This window comes from Pseudomonas sp. UMAB-08 (genome assembly GCF_900095225.1).
Classification (GTDB): domain Bacteria; phylum Pseudomonadota; class Gammaproteobacteria; order Pseudomonadales; family Pseudomonadaceae; genus Aquipseudomonas.
On the sequence record NZ_LT607415.1, the window covers coordinates 72,498 to 90,856 of the forward strand.

The 18,359-nt window shown below is 58.1% G+C and carries 20 protein-coding genes; all 20 read left to right on the forward strand.

Going from position 1 to position 18,359, the window contains the following annotated elements; translation table 11 throughout:
- Positions 1-85 precede the first annotated feature (85 nt).
- Complete coding sequence (locus tag K0F75_RS03385) at positions 86-1,285, forward strand: PAS domain-containing sensor histidine kinase (protein WP_219060844.1); 1,200 nt, start codon at positions 86-88, stop codon at positions 1,283-1,285.
- Positions 1,285-2,730: a sigma-54 dependent transcriptional regulator gene (locus tag K0F75_RS03390; RefSeq protein ID WP_219060437.1), complete on the forward strand. Its 1,446-nt coding sequence runs from the start codon at positions 1,285-1,287 to the stop codon at positions 2,728-2,730. The genes K0F75_RS03385 and K0F75_RS03390 overlap by 1 nt, the downstream gene beginning before the upstream one ends.
- A gap of 189 nt (positions 2,731-2,919) precedes the next feature.
- Complete coding sequence (gene fliE / locus K0F75_RS03395) at positions 2,920-3,246, forward strand: flagellar hook-basal body complex protein FliE (RefSeq protein ID WP_219060438.1); 327 nt, start codon at positions 2,920-2,922, stop codon at positions 3,244-3,246.
- Between the two features lie 14 nt (positions 3,247-3,260).
- Entirely contained in the window at positions 3,261-5,045 is a 1,785-nt protein-coding gene (fliF, locus tag K0F75_RS03400; protein ID WP_219060439.1) for a flagellar basal-body MS-ring/collar protein FliF, read from the forward strand.
- On the forward strand, positions 5,038-6,057 hold the full coding sequence (gene fliG, locus K0F75_RS03405) for a flagellar motor switch protein FliG (protein WP_219060440.1): 1,020 nt from the start codon (positions 5,038-5,040) through the stop codon (positions 6,055-6,057). The genes fliF and fliG overlap by 8 nt, the downstream gene beginning before the upstream one ends.
- A 10-nt stretch (positions 6,058-6,067) precedes the next feature.
- Positions 6,068-6,889 carry a flagellar assembly protein FliH gene (fliH, locus tag K0F75_RS03410; RefSeq protein WP_219060441.1) on the forward strand — a complete coding sequence of 274 codons (822 nt, stop codon included), beginning with the start codon at positions 6,068-6,070 and terminating at the stop codon, positions 6,887-6,889.
- The gene (gene fliI / locus K0F75_RS03415; protein ID WP_219060442.1) at positions 6,879-8,237 is read left to right on the forward strand and encodes a flagellar protein export ATPase FliI; all 1,359 of its coding nucleotides are present in this window, start codon (positions 6,879-6,881) and stop codon (positions 8,235-8,237) included. Before fliH ends, fliI begins: the two co-directional genes overlap by 11 nt.
- A gap of 6 nt (positions 8,238-8,243) precedes the next feature.
- Positions 8,244-8,693: a flagellar export protein FliJ gene (fliJ, locus tag K0F75_RS03420; protein ID WP_219060443.1), complete on the forward strand. Its 450-nt coding sequence runs from the start codon at positions 8,244-8,246 to the stop codon at positions 8,691-8,693.
- A gap of 91 nt (positions 8,694-8,784) precedes the next feature.
- Positions 8,785-9,090, forward strand: a complete 306-nt coding sequence (locus K0F75_RS03425) for an STAS domain-containing protein (RefSeq protein ID WP_219060444.1) — start codon at positions 8,785-8,787, stop codon at positions 9,088-9,090.
- A 3-nt stretch (positions 9,091-9,093) separates the two neighbouring features.
- Positions 9,094-10,800: a fused response regulator/phosphatase gene (locus tag K0F75_RS03430; RefSeq protein WP_219060445.1), complete on the forward strand. Its 1,707-nt coding sequence runs from the start codon at positions 9,094-9,096 to the stop codon at positions 10,798-10,800.
- 81 nt (positions 10,801-10,881) lie between these two features.
- Entirely contained in the window at positions 10,882-11,196 is a 315-nt protein-coding gene (locus K0F75_RS03435) for an Hpt domain-containing protein (RefSeq protein WP_374028598.1), read from the forward strand.
- Positions 11,197-11,261: 65 nt separating this feature from the next.
- On the forward strand, positions 11,262-12,656 hold the full coding sequence (locus K0F75_RS03440) for a flagellar hook-length control protein FliK (protein WP_219060447.1): 1,395 nt from the start codon (positions 11,262-11,264) through the stop codon (positions 12,654-12,656).
- Positions 12,657-12,872: 216 nt separating this feature from the next.
- The gene (fliL, locus tag K0F75_RS03445; protein WP_219060448.1) at positions 12,873-13,367 is read left to right on the forward strand and encodes a flagellar basal body-associated protein FliL; all 495 of its coding nucleotides are present in this window, start codon (positions 12,873-12,875) and stop codon (positions 13,365-13,367) included.
- 9 nt (positions 13,368-13,376) lie between these two features.
- Positions 13,377-14,345, forward strand: a complete 969-nt coding sequence (gene fliM / locus K0F75_RS03450; protein ID WP_219060449.1) for a flagellar motor switch protein FliM — start codon at positions 13,377-13,379, stop codon at positions 14,343-14,345.
- Positions 14,346-14,407: 62 nt separating this feature from the next.
- Positions 14,408-14,872 carry a flagellar motor switch protein FliN gene (gene fliN / locus K0F75_RS03455; RefSeq protein ID WP_219060450.1) on the forward strand — a complete coding sequence of 155 codons (465 nt, stop codon included), beginning with the start codon at positions 14,408-14,410 and terminating at the stop codon, positions 14,870-14,872.
- On the forward strand, positions 14,873-15,316 hold the full coding sequence (fliO, locus tag K0F75_RS03460) for a flagellar biosynthetic protein FliO (protein WP_219060451.1): 444 nt from the start codon (positions 14,873-14,875) through the stop codon (positions 15,314-15,316). It abuts the gene before it with no gap.
- A complete protein-coding gene (gene fliP, locus K0F75_RS03465) occupies positions 15,316-16,074 on the forward strand; it encodes a flagellar type III secretion system pore protein FliP (RefSeq protein ID WP_219060452.1) in 759 nt (252 codons plus the stop codon). Before fliO ends, fliP begins: the two co-directional genes overlap by 1 nt.
- A 19-nt stretch (positions 16,075-16,093) precedes the next feature.
- On the forward strand, positions 16,094-16,363 hold the full coding sequence (gene fliQ / locus K0F75_RS03470; protein ID WP_219060453.1) for a flagellar biosynthesis protein FliQ: 270 nt from the start codon (positions 16,094-16,096) through the stop codon (positions 16,361-16,363).
- A 4-nt stretch (positions 16,364-16,367) separates the two neighbouring features.
- Positions 16,368-17,153, forward strand: coding sequence for a flagellar biosynthetic protein FliR (fliR, locus tag K0F75_RS03475; RefSeq protein WP_219060454.1), 786 nt, complete (start codon positions 16,368-16,370; stop codon positions 17,151-17,153).
- Between the two features lies 1 nt (position 17,154).
- Complete coding sequence (gene flhB, locus K0F75_RS03480; RefSeq protein ID WP_219060455.1) at positions 17,155-18,291, forward strand: flagellar biosynthesis protein FlhB; 1,137 nt, start codon at positions 17,155-17,157, stop codon at positions 18,289-18,291.
- The last annotated feature ends 68 nt before the right edge of the window (positions 18,292-18,359 follow it).

The following is an 18,359-nucleotide window of genomic DNA, read 5'->3' on the forward strand; positions in this document are numbered from 1 at the left end:
GGCACGGGTATTGCTATGTCTCTTTATACATACCGTTTAATGACGGTTCGCCATGCGAGAGACCACTATGCCCCAGGCCGCCCAGATGTCTTCTGCCCTTTCTTCTTATGAGGCGCAGCCGTCCCTCGAGCCGGAAAACCGGACCGGGCTTGAGCAGGCGTTCTCGCGGTTCGATCAGATGTCGAGCCAGTTGAGTGACTCCTACAGCTTGCTTGAAGCACGGGTGACGGAGCTCAAGGGGGAACTGGCAGTCGTCAGTGCTCAGCGAATGCAGGAATTGGCGGAAAAAGAACGTCTGGCTAACCGCCTGCAAAACTTGCTCATGCTGTTGCCCGGTGGGGTCATTGTCATGGACGGTCAGGGCGTGGTGCGTGAGGCCAACCCTGCGGCGTGCGACCTGTTGGGTGAGCCACTGCTGGGCATGCTCTGGCGGCAGGTGATCAGCCGGTGTTTCGCGCCGCGCGAAGATGATGGTCACGAAGTGTCTCTCAAGGATGGGCGACGCCTGTCCATTGCCACGCGTTCACTGGATACGGAGCCGGGGCAGTTGGTGCTGCTCAATGACTTGACCGAAACCCGTCACCTGCAGGGCCAGCTTGCTCGTCACGAGCGCCTGTCTTCGCTGGGTCGGATGGTCACCTCGCTGGCTCATCAGATTCGTACGCCCCTGTCCGCAGCCCTGATCTATGCCAGCCATTTGGCCGAGCAGGAGTTGCCGGTGGCGACTCAGCAACGTTTTGCCGGACGCTTGAAAGAGCGTTTGCACGAGCTTGAGCATCAGGTGCGCGACATGTTGGTCTTTGCGCGTGGCGAGTTGCCGATGACCGATCGTCTTGCACCCGACCTATTGTTCCAGGCCTTGCAGGCGGCGGCGCAAACCCATGTGCAGGGTCTATCGGTACGTTGGCAGTGCGACAGCCGCGAAGGCGCGTTGTTGTGTAATCGCGACACGCTGGTGGGCGCGCTGCTTAATTTGATTGAGAACGCGGTGCAGGCCAGCGCAGGAAAAACGCGCTTGAAAATCCATCTCTACAGCCGCGATAACACGGTGCGTTTATGCATCAGTGACAACGGCAGCGGGATCGACGCCTCGGCACTGGCGCGCATCGGCGAGCCTTTCTTTACCACCAAGTCTACCGGCACCGGTCTGGGGTTGGCGGTGGTCAATGCAGTCACCCGTGCACACCAGGGGCAACTGCAATTTCGCTCTCGTCCCGGTCGTGGCACGTGCGCGATTGTTACCTTGCCTTTGATTCCGGGTACCCGTGACGCGGGAGTCAACTGATGGCGATCAAGGTTTTGCTGGTCGAGGATGACCCTTCACTGCGTGAGGCGCTGGGTGAAACCTTGATGTTGGCCGGGCACGACTTCCGTGCCGTCGGTTCGGCTGAAGAGGCGCTTGAGGCCGTGGCTGAGGAGTCCTTCAGTCTGGTGGTGAGCGACGTCAACATGCCTGGCATGGATGGTCATCAATTGTTGAGCGTGTTGCGCAGCCGTCATGCGCAATTGCCTGTGTTGTTGATGACCGCGCACGGCGCGGTCGAGCGTGCGGTGGATGCGATGCGTCAGGGCGCCGCGGATTATCTGGTCAAGCCTTTCGAGCCCAAGGCATTGATGGAGTTGGTAGCACGGCACGCACTGGGTCGCCCCGGACCTGCTGACAGCGAGGGGCCGGTGGCTTTCGAGCCGGCCAGCGCGCAATTGCTGGATCTGGCCGCTCGAGTGGCCAGAAGCGATTCGACGGTGCTGATTTCCGGTGAGTCCGGTACAGGCAAGGAGGTGTTGGCGCGTTTTATTCACCAGCAGTCTACTCGGGCTAACAAACCGTTCATTGCGATCAATTGCGCCGCGATCCCGGACAACATGCTTGAAGCGACGTTGTTCGGTCATGAGAAAGGATCGTTTACCGGTGCCATCGCGGCGCAGGCGGGCAAGTTTGAACAGGCGGATGGCGGCACCATTCTGCTGGATGAGATTTCTGAAATGCCCCTCGGTCTGCAAGCCAAATTGCTGCGTGTGCTTCAGGAGCGGGAAGTGGAGCGGGTGGGCGGGCGTAAGCCCATCGTCTTGGATATTCGTGTGCTGGCAACCACCAACCGCGATCTGGCCGCAGAAGTGGCGGCAGGGCGTTTTCGCGAAGATCTTTATTATCGGATTTCGGTGTTTCCGCTGGCTTGGCGACCACTGCGTGAGCGGACTGCCGATATTCTGCCGCTGGCCGAGCGGTTGCTGTCCAAGCACGTCAATAAAATGAAACATGCCGCCGTACGATTGTCGGCGGACGCGCAAGCCTGTCTGGTCGGCTACCCGTGGCCAGGCAATGTCCGCGAGCTGGATAACGCGATTCAGCGGGCATTGATCCTGCAGCAAGGTGGGGTGGTTCAGGCACAGGATTTCTGTCTGGCGGGCCCGGTAACGGCTTCGCCAGTGCCGGCGTTGGGCGTTCCGACGCAGCCACGGGTAGTCGCGCCGGCACCGATGCCTTCAGTGTCAGTGCCTCCCGTCGATGGCGTGGCGTCACACAACCAGATCGGCGAATCTGCCGGGGCGCTGGGTGATGACTTGCGGCGTCGCGAGTTCCAGATAATCATCGACACCCTGCGCGCTGAGCACGGCCGCCGCAAAGAAGCGGCGGAACGCTTGGGTATCAGTCCTCGGACCTTGCGCTACAAACTGGCGCAAATGCGCGATGCAGGGATGGATGTTGAAGCGTCTCTATTCGCTACTTGATGCCGTGTGGTGTATAAGGCGCACCGCATCACGCTATTCGCAGGCTGGCGCGTGTTCCTACAGACTTCATACTATTGGATGTGCAGGTTGCGGCTAAAGGCCATCACTTGGCTGGCACTCTTGTTGCTTTGTCATATATAACCGCGTAATGAGTGTCAAAAATCTGCGGCCCCTAGTGAGAGAAACGTCATGAGCCAAGGTGTTGAATTTAATCGCTTGATGTTAGACATGCGCTCCATGCAAATGGACGCCATGGCTATGCCAAAAGCAATAAGCACCCCGGAAATCGGCGCCAGCAGCTTTGCCGATATGCTTGGCCAGGCCGTCAACAAGGTCAACGATACTCAGCAAGCCTCTAATCAATTGTCGAATGCGTTCGAAATCGGCAAAAGCGGCGTTGACCTCACTGACGTGATGATCTCCTCGCAGAAAGCGAGCGTCTCGTTCCAGGCGTTGACCCAGGTCCGCAATAAACTGGTTCAAGCGTATCAAGACATCATGCAGATGCCGGTTTAAGGACGTATTGAGTCATGGCTGAAGCAGTCACCGATAACGTGCCGGCCAAATCGGGTGCCCCTCAAGGTAAGCCGCCGTTGTTTGGTTTGTCCTTTCTGGAAAATCTCTCCGAGATGACCATGTTGCGTCAGGTTGGCCTTATGGTCGGTCTGGCAGCGAGCGTGGCGATTGGTTTTGCCGTGGTGCTCTGGTCCCAGCAGCCTGATTATCGGCCGCTGTACGGCAGTCTGGCCGGTATGGACGCCAAGCAGGTCATGGACACGCTGGCGGCTGCTGATATCCCTTACACCGTCGAGCCGAATTCTGGCGCCTTGCTGGTCAAGGCCGATGACTTGCAGCGTGCACGGATCAAACTGGCTGGCGCGGGCGTAGCGCCAGGCGACGGCAACATCGGCTTCGAAATTCTCGACAAGGACCAGGGCCTGGGTACCAGCCAGTTCATGGAGGCCACGCGCTATCGTCGCGGGCTTGAAGGCGAGCTTGCCCGGACCATCTCCAGCCTCAATAACGTCAAGGGTGCACGCGTGCACCTGGCGATCCCGAAAAGTTCGGTGTTCGTGCGTGACGAGCGTAAGCCGAGCGCTTCGGTACTGATCGAGTTGTACGCCGGCCGCTCATTGGAGCCGGGCCAGGTCATGGCGATTATCAACCTAGTGGCAACGGCGGTTCCCGAGCTGAGCAAGTCGCAGATTACCGTGGTCGACCAGAAGGGCACGTTGCTGTCCGACCAGACTGAAAACTCCGAATTGACCATGGCCGGCAAGCAATTTGATTACAGCCGCCGCATGGAGAACATGCTCACCCAACGTGTACAGAACATCCTCCAGCCGATTCTGGGTAATGATCGCTACAAGGCCGAAGTCTCGGCCGATGTGGATTTCAGTGCCGTTGAGTCGACAGCTGAAAGCTTCAACCCTGATCAACCTGCGTTGCGCAGCGAACAGTCGGTCGACGAACAGCGTTCGTCCGGTGGTGGTCCGCAGGGCGTTCCGGGCGCGCTGAGCAATCAGCCGCCTGGTCCGGCCAGCGCGCCTCAGCAGGCGGGTGCGGGTGCTGCGGCCGCAGGCTCCATACAGCCGGGTCAACCGCTGCTTGACGCAAATGGTCAGCAGATCATGGACCCGACGACCGGTCAGCCGATGCTGGCACCTTATCCAGCGGACAAGCGTAAGCAGTCGACCAAGAACTTTGAGCTGGACCGTTCCATCAGCCACACCAAGCAGCAGCAGGGGCGGGTGAACCGCTTGTCTGTGGCGGTGGTGGTGGATGATCGGGTTAAAGTCGATCCCAAGACAGGCGAGACAAGTCTCACGCCTTGGAACGCCGACGAACTGGCGCGTTTCACCCGGCTGGTGCAGGACGCAGTTGGGTTCAATGCCAGTCGCGGCGACAGCGTCAGCGTGGTCAACGTGCCATTCTCTACCGATCGTGGCGAAGTAATTCCTGATATTCCGTTCTATTCCCATCCGTGGTTCTGGGACATCGTCAAACAAGTGCTGGGTGTGTTGTTCATCCTGGTGCTGGTGTTCGGTGTTCTGCGGCCGGTGCTCAACAACATTACCAGTGGCAAGAACCGGCAACTGGTTGGCGCCGATGGTGATGCCGAACTCGGTGGCATGGGCGGTCTGGGCGGCGAACTGTCCAATGATCGTGTCAGCCTTGGCGGGCCGCAAAGTATTTTGCTGCCTAGCCCAAGCGAGGGTTATGACGCACAGTTGAACGCAATCAAGAGCCTGGTGGCTGAAGATCCAGGTCGTGTGGCTCAGGTCGTGAGAGAGTGGATTAACGCAGATGAGTGACAATCGAGCGCTTACCGCCAAGATGACCAAGGTCGACAAGGCTGCCATTCTCTTGCTCTCCCTCGGTGAAACCGATGCCGCTCAGGTGCTCCGGCACATGGGGCCTAAAGAGGTTCAGCGGGTCGGTGTCGCCATGGCGCAAATGCGCAATGTGCACCGCGAGGAAGTCGAGCAGGTGATGAGCGAGTTCGTCGAGATCGTCGGCGACCAGACAAGTCTCGGCGTAGGCTCCGATGGTTATATCCGCAAAATGCTGACCCAGGCCTTGGGCGAAGACAAAGCCAACGGCCTCATCGACCGGATCTTGCTGGGGGGTAATACCAGTGGTCTGGACAGCCTGAAATGGATGGAGCCTCGGGCGGTTGCGGATGTGATCCGCTATGAACACCCGCAAATTCAGGCCATCGTTGTGGCTTATCTCGACCCGGATCAGGCTGGTGAAGTGCTTGGTCATTTCGATCACAAGGTACGTCTGGATATCATTCTGCGTGTCTCCTCGCTCAACACCGTGCAGCCGGCGGCGTTGAAAGAGCTGAACCAGATTTTGGAAAAGCAGTTCTCCGGCAATTCCAACACATCGCGCACCACCTTGGGCGGCATCAAGCGTGCGGCCGATATTATGAACTTCCTCGACAGCTCCATCGAAGGCCAGTTGATGGACTCGATCCGCGAAGTCGATGGGGACCTGTCTGGTCAGATCGAAGACCTCATGTTCGTGTTCAACAACCTTTCCGATGTCGACGACCGTGGTATTCAGGCGTTGCTGCGCGAAGTGTCTTCCGATGTGCTGGTGTTGGCGCTCAAGGGCTCCGACGAAGCGATCAAGGAAAAAATCTTCAAGAACATGTCCAAACGTGCTGCCGAATTGTTGCGCGACGACCTCGAGGCCAAAGGCCCGGTGCGCGTCAGCGATGTGGAAACCGCGCAGAAAGAAATCCTCACTATTGCTCGCCGTATGGCCGAAGCCGGAGAAATCGTTCTCGGTGGCAAGGGCGGCGAAGAGATGATCTGAGGATCACTACATGTTTAGCTCCAACAAAGAGCCGCCCAGCGATCTGATCCGCGCCAAGGATGTCGGCGGCTTTGATGTGTGGTCGTTGCCCAGTTTCGACCCGCACCGTGAAGCGCCGCCAGAGCCTGAACCGGTTGAGGCAGAGCCGGCGGAGATGGAAGAAGTGCCTCTGGACGAAGTCCAGCCGCTGACCCTTGAAGAGCTGGAAGGCATTCGTCAGGAAGCCTACAACGAAGGTTTTGCCACGGGTGAGAAAGAGGGTTTTCACAGCACCCAGCTCAAGGTCCGGCAAGAGGCCGACGTAGCCTTGAGCGCCAAGCTTGCGAGCCTTGAACAATTGATGGTCCACCTGTTCGAGCCTATCGCCGAGCAGGACACGCAGATTGAAAAGTCGCTGGTCGAACTGGTAGGGCACATTACCCGGCAAGTCATTCAGCGCGAGTTGACCACTGACTCCAGTCATATCGGTCAGGTATTGCGCGACGCCTTGAAGCTGTTGCCAATGGGCGCGCAGAACGTACGCATCTTCATCAATCCTCAGGATTTCGCCCAGGTCAAAGCCCTGCGTGAACGCCATGAAGAAACCTGGCGCATCGTCGAAGACGATACCCTTCAGGCAGGTGGTTGCCGGGTCGAAACCGAGCACAGCCGGATCGACGCGACCATCGAAACCCGTATCTCGCAAGCGTTGGCGAAAATGTTCGATCAGCTGCACGATCAGGCTTTGCACCCTGCGCCTGCGGACATGAGCCTCGATCTGGATACCGTCGTCGACGCCCCCGTCATTGCAGATGACGCCTCTCCTGAAAAAGCAGACCCAGATGCGCCTTGACCGAACCAGCTTCGGCAAGCGTCTGGGTTCCTACGTCGAAGCCATCGAGCTGGCAGGTCAGCCGGTGGTGGAAGGTCGTTTGTTGCGCATGGTCGGTTTGACCCTGGAAGCCGAAGGCTTGCGGGCTGCGATGGGCAGTCGGTGCCTGGTGATCAACGATGACAGTTATCACCCGATGCAAGTCGAAGCTGAGGTGATGGGTTTTTCCGGGTCCAAGATATTTCTGATGCCGGTGGGCAGTGTTGCCGGCATCGCACCGGGTGCGCGGGTTGTGCCGCTGGCCGATACCGGTCGTTTGCCGATGGGCATGGGGATGCTGGGTCGGGTCCTCGATGGCGCCGGACGTGCGCTCGATGGCAAAGGCGGAATGAAAGCCGAAGACTGGGTGCCTATGGATGGCCCCACCATTAACCCGCTCAAGCGCAACCCGATCAGCCAGCCCCTGGATGTGGGTATTCGCAGTATCAATGGACTATTGACCGTCGGCCGTGGTCAGCGTCTCGGTCTGTTCGCCGGTACCGGCGTGGGCAAGAGCGTGCTGCTCGGGATGATGACGCGCTTCACCGAAGCCGACATTATCGTGGTTGGCCTGATCGGCGAGCGGGGGCGTGAGGTCAAGGAGTTCATCGAGCATATCCTCGGCGAAGAGGGGCTCAAGCGCTCGGTGGTGGTCGCTTCACCCGCCGATGATGCGCCCCTGATGCGGATGCGGGCTGCCATGTATTGCACACGCATTGCCGAATACTTTCGCGACAAGGGCAAAAATGTTCTGTTGCTCATGGATTCGTTGACTCGATTCGCTCAGGCTCAGCGGGAAATCGCTTTGGCCATTGGCGAGCCGCCCGCCACCAAAGGTTATCCACCGTCGGTTTTTGCCAAATTGCCCAAACTGGTGGAGCGCGCCGGCAATGCCGAGGCGGGGGGCGGCTCGATTACTGCGTTCTATACCGTGCTGTCTGAAGGTGACGATCAGCAGGATCCGATTGCCGATGCCGCACGGGGTGTGCTCGACGGGCACATCGTGTTGTCCCGTCGTCTGGCCGAAGAAGGGCATTACCCGGCGATCGACATCGAGGCGTCCATCAGTCGGGTCATGCCTTCGGTGGTCAGTCCTGAACACATGGGGCAGGCTCAGCATTTCAAACAATTGTGGTCGCGCTACCAGCAGAGTCGCGACTTGATCAGCGTCGGTGCCTACGTGGCCGGTGGTGATCGGGAAACCGACATGGCGATTGCCTTGCAGCCAACGTTGGTGCGCTACCTGCGCCAAGGGCTCAATGACAACGAGAGCCTGCAGGAGAGCAAGGCGCGTCTCGCCGCGGTGTTCAATCCCGCAGCGGGCGGCTGATAAGCCATGGCCTCAAGTCGAGCGGTACGCCTGGCGCCGGTGGTGGACATGGCTGAAAAGGCAGAGCGCGCAGCGGCTCAGCGCCTGGGGCACTTTCAGGGACAGGTCAGGCTGGCTGAGACCAAACTGGCCGAACTCGAACGTTTTCGTCATGAGTATCAGTTGCAGTGGATCGACAAAGGCGGCAGCGGGGTGTCGGGGCAGTGGCTGATAAACTATCAAAGCTTTCTCAATCAGCTGGAAACCGCTGTGGCTCAGCAACAGAAGAGCCTTGCCTGGCATCAGGAAAACCTCGGCAAGGCTCGGGGCGCTTGGCAGCAGTGTTATGCGCGGGTCGAGGGTTTGCGCAAGCTGGTTCAGCGCTACATTGATGAAGCGCGGCAGCTTGAAGACAAGCGCGAACAAAAGCTTCTCGACGAACTTTCCCAGCGCTTGCCCCGCCACGATCAATTTTAGTGCAGGTAATTGAATTCATTAGGGTTGCTGCTAATGCAGCAGAATGCTAAACCTTTCTCACCGTGTCTGTGTTAACCCAAGGAAGCCTCCAATGTCCGTAAACTCCGAGCTCTCTCACGACGGGCAAGAACTGACCATCTTCATCGAGGGGCGCTTTGATTTCGCCGCACATCAAGATTTTCGTGATGCCTATGAGGGCGCTGCCGGGACTCCGCAGCGCATCGTTGTCGATCTAAAGGGCACGAGTTATCTGGACAGTTCCGCGCTGGGCATGCTGTTACTGCTGCGTGACCATGCAGGGGGTGAGCGTGCGAAAATCCGGCTGATCAACTGCAATGCCGACGTGAACACTATTCTGACCATCTCCAATTTCTCAAAACTGTTTCAGATCGGCTGACTTGTGCTAACTCTGCCCGAAAGCCTGTGCGTGCTGATTGCTGACGACAACGCCAGTGATCGCCTGCTACTCACGACCATCGTCCGTCGCCAGGGCCATACAGTGCTCAGCGCCAGCAATGGCCTGGAAGCGTTGGCGTTGTTTGAAAAAGAGCGTCCGCAGTTGGTGCTGATGGATGCTTTGATGCCGGTGATGGACGGTTTTGAGGCTGCGCGCCGAATCAAACAGGTGGCAGGCGAAGCGTTGGTGCCCATCATTTTCCTCACCTCCATGAGCGAAAGCGAGGCGTTGGTTCGATGCCTTGACGCAGGGGGCGACGACTTTCTCGCCAAGCCCTACAGCGAGGCGATCCTGACCGCGAAGATCAATGCCATGGAGCGCTTGCGGCGATTGCAGGAAACGGTCCTGGAGCAGCGTGACCAAATCGCCAGGCATCATGGTTATTTGCTTAATGAACAGCGGGTAGCCAAAGCAGTCTTTGATCAGGTAGCGCACTCTGGCTGCCTGAGTGCGCCGAACATCCGCTACCTGCAATCGCCCTATGCCTTGTTCAATGGCGATCTGTTGTTGGCTGCGTACACGCCTGCCGGCAACATGCACATTTTATTGGGCGATTTTACCGGCCATGGTTTGCCCGCGGCGGTAGGGGCGATGCCCTTGGCTGAAGTGTTTTACGGCATGACCGCCAAGGGGTATGGCCTGACCCAAACCTTGCGGGAAATGAACGCCAAGCTAAAACGCATTTTGCCCGTAGACATGTTTTGCTGCGCGACCCTGCTGTCCGTGAACTTCAATTTGCAGCAAGTGGAAGTGTGGAACGGTGGTCTGCCTGACGGCTATCTGTATCACGTTGCCAGCGGGGAGCGCACGCCGCTGGTGTCGCGGCATTTGCCATTGGGTGTGCTGGACCCGGCTCGCTTCGATTACAAGACCGAAGTGCACCCGTTGGCCTTGGGTGACCGGATTTTCCTGTTGTCCGACGGCGTACTCGACACCAGCGACAACGATGATCAGCTGTTTGGTGTCGAGCGATTGCAGGCGGTGTTCGCCGCCAATCGCCAGCCGGGCGAGCTGATCAATGAAATCCAGCATGCCTTGGACGGCTTCCGTGGGCAGGCCCGGGATGATGTGAGCATGGTCGAAATCAGCCTAGTCGACCCGGCCCTGCTGGGGCCTCCGACGGTGACGTACTCGGACAGCGGTGAGTCCAGCCCACTGGATTGGTCGGCGAGCTTCGAGTATCGCGCCACGACGCTCAAACGTTTCAACCCTTTGCCTTACTTGTTGCAGTTGCTGTTGGAGGTCCATGGTCTGCGCAGTCAGAGCGGGCCGCTGTACAGCGTGCTCGCCGAGTTGTACACCAACGCGCTGGAGCATGGCGTGCTGGGTCTCGACTCGGAGCTAAAGCGCGATGCCCTGGGTTTTGCCCGGTACTACCGGGAGCGCAATGAGCGCCTGGCGAGTCTTGAAGACGGTTATGTGCGCCTGCACTTACAGATTGTGCCGCGCGGGCAGGGCGGTCATTTAACGATCCGAGTTGAAGACAGCGGTGCTGGATTCGACGTCGATCGTGTTTTGGCGCTGTCGGCGCAGACGCATGAGTTATCAGGGCGAGGCCTCAACCTGGTACGCGAATTGAGTGAGCATTCCCACTGGTCGGAGGACGGACGTACAGCGTGCGTGGAATTTTCCTGGGGGGCTCTGGCATAATCAAATGATTCTTGATCAAGGAGCGAACAAGTGTCAGTGACTCATCTGGACTACCGTGTATTGAACGGCTTGCAAGAAGTGATGGAGGCCGAATACCCGATCTTGCTTGATACGTTTCTTAAGGACTCCGAACAGCGTCTGGTGCAACTGCACCATGCACTTGCTGCGCAGGCGCCTGGTTTGCCAGCGCTGGGCATGGCTGCCCACAGCCTCAAGGGCAGCAGCGGCAACATGGGGGCGACACGGTTGGCTGAGCTGTGCCAGCAGCTCGAAGAGCGTGCTCAGTGCAATGAGCTGGCCGGAGTCGATGAGCTGCTCAGGAAAGTCGACGTTGAATTCATCACGGTCCGGCGTTTGTTCAACGTTGAGCGCCAGCGTTTCATCGGTCAGGGCTGAGATAAGCTGAAGCTGGCCCGCCCCTTGCTTGGTGACTTGGTAATTGTGCCCGTACGGAGACTGACATGCCCCTTGCCACTCACCCGCTTCTCCAGGCTACTGCCGTAGCCAAATCCCAGTCGGCTGTCGCCAGCAGTGCGGTAAAACCTGCTGAGACCGGCAAGGAAGACACTCCCAGCTTTGCTCGAGTGTTTGCCAGGCATGCGCAGCCCAAGCCTGTGGTGAGCAATGACACCCGCACAAAAGCTGTCCACGACAAGCCCGATGCAGGTAACAGCAAGCAAGCGATGAACGATAAACCTGCCGCTTCCACCTCGACGGTTGCCGATAGCGGCAAATCTTTGCCTGCCGATAACGTCAGCGAAAAGGCGGATGATGCGAGTAAGGACGCGTCGGGCGACAAGACGACCGACCCGGCGCTGAGCGATGTTGCGCCCGTTGATCCGACCCTTGATCCAGCTGCCTTGCAGGCGCTGGTCGTCCAGCCGGCTGCCGAGCCTGTTGTGCCGGTCGCTACCGCTGTTGAGCCTCCGGTCGAAGTGCCGGTAGCCGTGACTGCTGCGGTAGCCACGCTACCGTCCGCTGTCCCGGTTGCGGACACGGGTTTCGACCCCGCGACTGATCCTCTGGCAGGGTTGCCTGCCGTGCAAATGGCCCTGGAGCAAAGTGCCAGAGCCTCGGGGTCGGCGCCCGTGCCTGCGACATCTACCTCCGCGCAGGCTGCCGCGAAAACATCTCCCGCTCAAGCCGATGCGGATCCCTTCCAGGTCATCGCCAATAACCTGACAGTCCTCGCGGATCAGCCGTCCACTGATGGCGCAGGTACTGAGGGTGGCGATAAGGCCTTTAAAGGTCTTATTGAAGACGGTTTGAGCGACGTCAAAGCGTCGGCCAGTGACACTCGGATCGATGATTTTGCCAATCGCCTTGCCGCCCTGAGTCAGGCAGTGCAACCCAGGGCGGCGGCAGCTTCGCCTTTGCCGTTGGCCCAGCCATTGGCCATGCATCAGAGCGGTTGGAGTGAGGGGATCGTGGATCGGGTCATGTACTTGTCCAGTCAGAACCTGAAGTCAGCAGACATCCAGCTCGAGCCTGCCGAGCTGGGTCGTCTGAATATTCGCGTTAATATGGCGGCTGACCAGCAGACCCAAGTCACGTTCATGAGTGCCCATGTCGGTGTGCGTGAAGCGCTGGAAGCGCAGATGCCCAAGCTGCGTGATTCGTTTACTCAGCAGGGGCTGGGCCAGGTTGAGGTCAATGTGTCTGACCAGTCCCGTGGCTGGAATGGGCAAGGGCAGGACCAGCAGCAGGCTAGCCAGGGGCAGCGAAGTAGCGGCGTGAGGAATGGTGGCTCTGATCCAGTCAACGGCCTCGATGACGGATCCATTCATGATGTGGCGCAGGCTGTCAGTCAGCCAATGCAAGTCATCGGCTCCAGCGAAGTGGATTACTACGCTTGATGCTGTAACGCGCTATGTGAAAGTGTGTTGTAGGCGCGTGCTTGTGGCTGCGCGCGCCGCGACTGCGGTGTGTCGGCACGCCGCATCAAGCCCTTCGTGGATGAGTTTGCGCCTACAGAATGAAACCCTCTGTCGATCCTGTCACGCATCTGGCATAACACTTGCTCTGCCTCTGTCACGCATTGGTGAACCCCCGAATAGTGACGGATTATTGGCATGGCGAAGACCGAAGCAGTGAAAGACCCCGCAGCGAAAGGCAAACTCAAGCTCATTATTATTATTGTTGTGGCATTGTTGCTTGCGATCGGCTTGTCGGTCGGCGCCACATGGTTCTTTTTGCACTCGTCCCAAAGTAAGCCCGAGCCAGCCGTAGCGGCCAGCAACGTCAAGGCGCCTGCGATTTTCGAGCCTATGACGCCAGCCTTTGTGGTCAATTTCAACCAGAACGGTCGTCAGCGTTATATGCAGGTCAGTATCACGCTGCTGGCACGTAACCAGGGTGACCTGGATGCGCTGAAAGTCCATATGCCGGTTATCCGCAACAACCTGGTCATGCTCTTCTCCGGGCAGACTTTCGACTCTTTGGCGACGCCAATCGGTCAGGAAATGCTCCGTCAGAAGGCCACCGCCAGCGTCCAGGAAGTGGCGCAGAAAGAGGTTGGCAAGGTGGTGGTTGAACAATTGCTTTTTACTAACTTCGTACTGCAGTAGGACCACGACATGGCCGTGCAAGACCTGCTGTCACAGGATGAGATCGATGCGCTGCTGCACGGTGTCGACGACGGTCTGGTCCAGACCGAAAGCGTCGCCGAACCCGGCAGCGTCAAAAGTTATGACCTGACCAGTCAGGATCGTATCGTCCGGGGGCGGATGCCGACCCTGGAGATGATCAACGAGCGTTTCGCCCGGTATACCCGTATCAGCATGTTCAACATGCTGCGCCGCTCCGCGGATGTGGCGGTGGGCGGTGTGCAGGTCATGAAATTTGGTGAGTACGTGCACTCGTTGTACGTACCGACCAGTCTCAATCTGGTCAAGATGAAGCCGTTGCGCGGCACTGCGTTGTTCATTCTGGACGCCAAGCTGGTGTTCAAGCTGGTGGACAACTTTTTCGGTGGTGACGGGCGGCATGCAAAGATCGAGGGTCGTGAGTTTACGCCGACCGAATTGCGCGTCGTGCGCATGGTGCTCGAGCAAGCATTCATCGATTTGAAAGAAGCCTGGCAGGCGATCATGGAAGTGAGCTTCGAGTACATCAACTCCGAAGTAAACCCGGCCATGGCCAACATCGTCGGCCCTAGCGAAGCGGTTGTAGTCTCGACGTTCCATATCGAACTCGATGGCGGTGGCGGCGACCTGCACGTGACCATGCCTTACTCGATGATCGAGCCTGTGCGCGAAATGCTCGATGCCGGTTTCCAGTCGGACCTTGATGATCAGGATGAACGCTGGAGCAAAGCCTTGCGTGAGGACCTGCTGGATGTCGCTGTGCCACTGAGTGCCGTCGTCGCTCGTCGCCAATTGCGCCTGCGCGACATTCTGCACATGCAGCCGGGTGACGTGATTCCCGTTGACTTGCCTGAAGAACTGATCATGCGTGCCAATGGCGTGCCGTCGTTCAAGGTCAAGCTGGGTTCGCACAAGGGGCATCTGGCGCTGCAAGTTATTGAACCAATTGAACGCCGCTGACCTTTACCGTCAGCGTGAATAATGTGATGTGTTAACGAATCAATGCCCGCCGAGGACAACTGATGGCTGATGAAAACGAAATAACGTCTGCTGAAGATCAGGCATTGGCCGATGAATGGGCAGCTGCGCTGGGTGAATCCGGCGATGCCAGCCAGGATGACATCGACGCGTTGCTTGCAGCCGATACTGGTCGTTCCTCTGCCAGTCGCTTGCAAATGGAAGAGTTTGGCAGCGTGCCAAAGAACAACGCGCCCGTAACGCTGGAGGGTCCAAACCTGGATGTGATTCTGGATATCCCGGTATCGATTTCCATGGAAGTGGGCAGTACCGACATCAATATTCGCAACCTGCTGCAGCTTAATCAGGGTTCGGTGATCGAACTCGACCGGTTGGCCGGTGAGCCGCTGGACGTGCTGGTCAACGGCACGCTGATTGCTCACGGTGAAGTGGTTGTGGTCAACGAAAAGTTCGGCATCCGCCTGACTGACGTGATCAGCCCAAGTGAACGCATCAAGAAGTTGCGTTAAATGAATAGGCTCCTCGGTGTGATGCTCGCCTTGCCGTTAAGCGCGATGGCTGCGGAGCCGGCAGTTCAGGCTGCTGCGCCGCAAGTCAGCAGTGCATTGGGCAGTGGGGTGGGCGGTCAATTGACGCAATTGGTATTGGGCCTGTTGCTGGTGATTGGCCTGATCTTCGGGTTGGCCTGGTTGCTGCGTCGCGCCCAGAGTGCCGGCCCGCGCAACGGTCAACTCATCGAGTTGCTGGGCTCGCGCGCACTGGGTCCGCGTGACCGGCTGGTGCTGGTGCAAGTGGGCAGCGAGCAGATTTTGCTCGGGATTACGCCCGGACGCATCACGCCCTTGCATGTGCTCAAAGAGCCGCTGCAAGTGCCCGATACCTCGCAGGCCACACCGGAGTTTGCCCAGCGTCTGATGGAGCTGCTGGGCAAGGATCATAAGGATAAGAAGTAATGGGCGCGTTGCGCATAGTCTTGACGTTGCTGCTGGTGCTGGCAGCGCCCTTGGTGTTCGCGGCTGATCCACTGTCGATACCTGCGATTACTTTGTCCAGCGGTGCCAACGGTCAGCAGGAATATTCGGTCAGCCTGCAGATCCTGTTGATCATGACGGCGCTGAGCTTCATTCCTGCATTCGTCATGCTGATGACCAGCTTTACCCGGATCATCATCGTTTTTTCGATTTTGCGTCAGGCCCTGGGTTTGCAGCAGACACCGTCGAACCAGATACTCACCGGCATGGCGCTGTTTCTGACCATGTTCATTATGGCGCCAGTGTTTGATCGGGTGAACCAGGATGCATTGCAGCCCTATCTGAGTGAAAAACTTACCGCGCAGGACGCAGTGCTCAAGGCTGAGGTGCCGATCAAGGACTTCATGCTGGCGCAGACTCGACAGAGCGATCTGGATTTGTTCATGCGACTTTCCAAACGCACCGATATTTCTAGTCCTGATCAGGCGCCGCTGACCATCCTGGTCCCGGCGTTCGTGACCTCGGAACTTAAAACCGCGTTCCAGATCGGGTTCATGATCTTCATCCCGTTCCTGATTATCGACCTGGTGGTTGCCAGCGTATTGATGGCGATGGGCATGATGATGCTGTCGCCGCTGATTATCTCTCTGCCCTTCAAGATCATGCTGTTTGTACTGGTGGACGGATGGGCCTTGATCATCGGCACGCTGGCGAGCAGCTTTGGCGGGATCTCGCCATGACTGACGGGGAGCGTGCGCAATGACGCCTGAAGTCGCTGTCGACCTGTTTCGCGAAGCGTTATGGTTGACCACGATGATGGTCGCCATACTGGTGGTGCCCAGTCTGATCGTGGGGTTGTTGGTCGCCATGTTTCAGGCCGCAACGCAGATTAACGAGCAGACGTTGAGCTTTCTGCCTCGTCTGTTGGTGATGCTGATCACCCTGATCGTCGTGGGACCTTGGCTGGTTCGGGTGTTCATGGAGTACATCCTGTCGCTGTACGGCAGTATTCCGCAGTTGATCGGTTAGCAACGTGCCCTCCGTGCTTGCCCTGACTGACGCGCAGATCGGGACGTGGGTAGCGAGTTTCATGCTGCCTTTGTTCCGGGTCGCGGCGGTATTGATGACCATGCCGATCTTTGGCACGACGCTGGTACCAAAGCGTGTGCGTCTATATTTCTCGGTAGCGATTACCGTAGTGATTGCCCCCAGTCTGCCGCCGATTCCCGAAGTCCATGCGCTGGATCTGAGCGCGCTGCTGCTGATAGGTGAGCAGATCATCATCGGTGCAATGCTCGGCTTGTCCCTGCAATTATTTTTTCAGGCGTTCGTGATTGCCGGACAGATTGTCGCGGTACAAATGGGCATGGGCTTCGCCTCGATGGTCGATCCTACCAACGGCGTGTCGGTGGCAGTGATCGGGCAGTTTTTTACCATGCTGGTGACCTTGCTGTTCCTGGCCATGAATGGCCATTTGGTGGTTTTTGAAGTGCTGGTGGAAAGCTTTACCACGCTGCCGGTCGGCAGTGGGCTGGATCTCACGCACATTTGGGAGCTGGTTGGTCGCTTAGGCTGGGTGTTGGGCGCCGGCTTGCTGCTGGTCTTGCCAGCCATTACGGCGTTGTTGGTGGTGAACGTTGCATTTGGGGTCATGACGCGTGCTGCGCCGCAGTTGAATATCTTCTCTATCGGCTTTCCGCTGACGCTGGTGCTGGGCATGGTGATCCTGTGGATTACCCTCGGCGACATTCTCAATCAGTATCAGCCGTTGGCGGTGGAAGCCTTGCAGTTGCTACGCAGTCTGGTTAAGGCCCGCTGACATGGCTGAGAACGAGAATGGCCAGGATAAAACAGAAGACCCCACGGCCAAGCGGGTCAAGGAGTCTCGCGACAAGGGTGAGACGACCCGCTCCAAAGAGCTCAACACCTTGGTCATCATGATGGCGGGGGCGGGCGGATTGCTGGTGTTTGGTGGTCAGTTGGCGGAAATGATGCTCGAGTTGATGCGGATCAACTTCACGCTTCCGCGTGAAGTGATCATGGATGACCATTACATGGGGCTGTATTTTCTCAACGCTGGCAAGGCGGCGCTGGTGGCGATCCAGCCGCTGATGCTGACCATGGTTCTGGCGGCGCTCATAGGCCCTATCGCGCTGGGAGGCTGGCTGTTTTCTACTGACACAATGGTGCCCAAGTTCAGTCGAATGAACCCGCTGTCCGGGATCAAACGCATGTTTTCCGTTAATGCATTGGTCGAGCTGGTCAAGGCGTTTGCCAAGTTCTTCATCATTCTGATCGTGGCGTTGGTGGTGCTGTCCAAGGACAGGGGTGATCTGGTCTCCATCGCCCATGAGCCATTGGAGTTGGCGATCATCCACAGCGTGCAGGTGGTAGGTTGGAGTGCGTTATGGATGGCGTGTGGGTTGATCATTATCGCGGCGGTGGATGTGCCGTTCCAGCTATGGGAAAGCCATAAAAAGCTGTTGATGACCAAGCAGGAGGTGCGTGACGAGCACCGAGACAGTGATGGGCGGCCAGAGGTCAAACAGCGGATTCGTCAGCTGCAACGTGAGATGTCCCAGCGCCGGATGATGACGAAGATCCCTGATGCCGACGTGATTATCACCAACCCGACGCACTTTGCCGTGGCGCTGAAATATGACCCCGAGGAGGGCGGGGCGCCAATGTTGCTGGCCAAGGGCAGTGACTTTCTGGCGTTGAAGATTCGAGAAATCGGCGCCGAGCACAACATCCTCCTCCTTGAATCGCCTGCTTTGGCGCGTTCGATTTATTACTCCACCGAGCTGGATCAGGAAATTCCCGCAGGCCTGTACCTGGCCGTGGCGCAGGTATTGGCGTACGTCTATCAAATCCGCCAGCATCGCGCAGGCAAGGGCAAGCGCCCGGACCCATTGGGCGATATGCCGATCCCGAGCGATCTGCGGCGTGATTCATAAGCGCGCACACAAGTTTGCGCAGCGAACCCATAGTTGGAAAGCTTCTTGCACTGACCTCGCTACGTCGC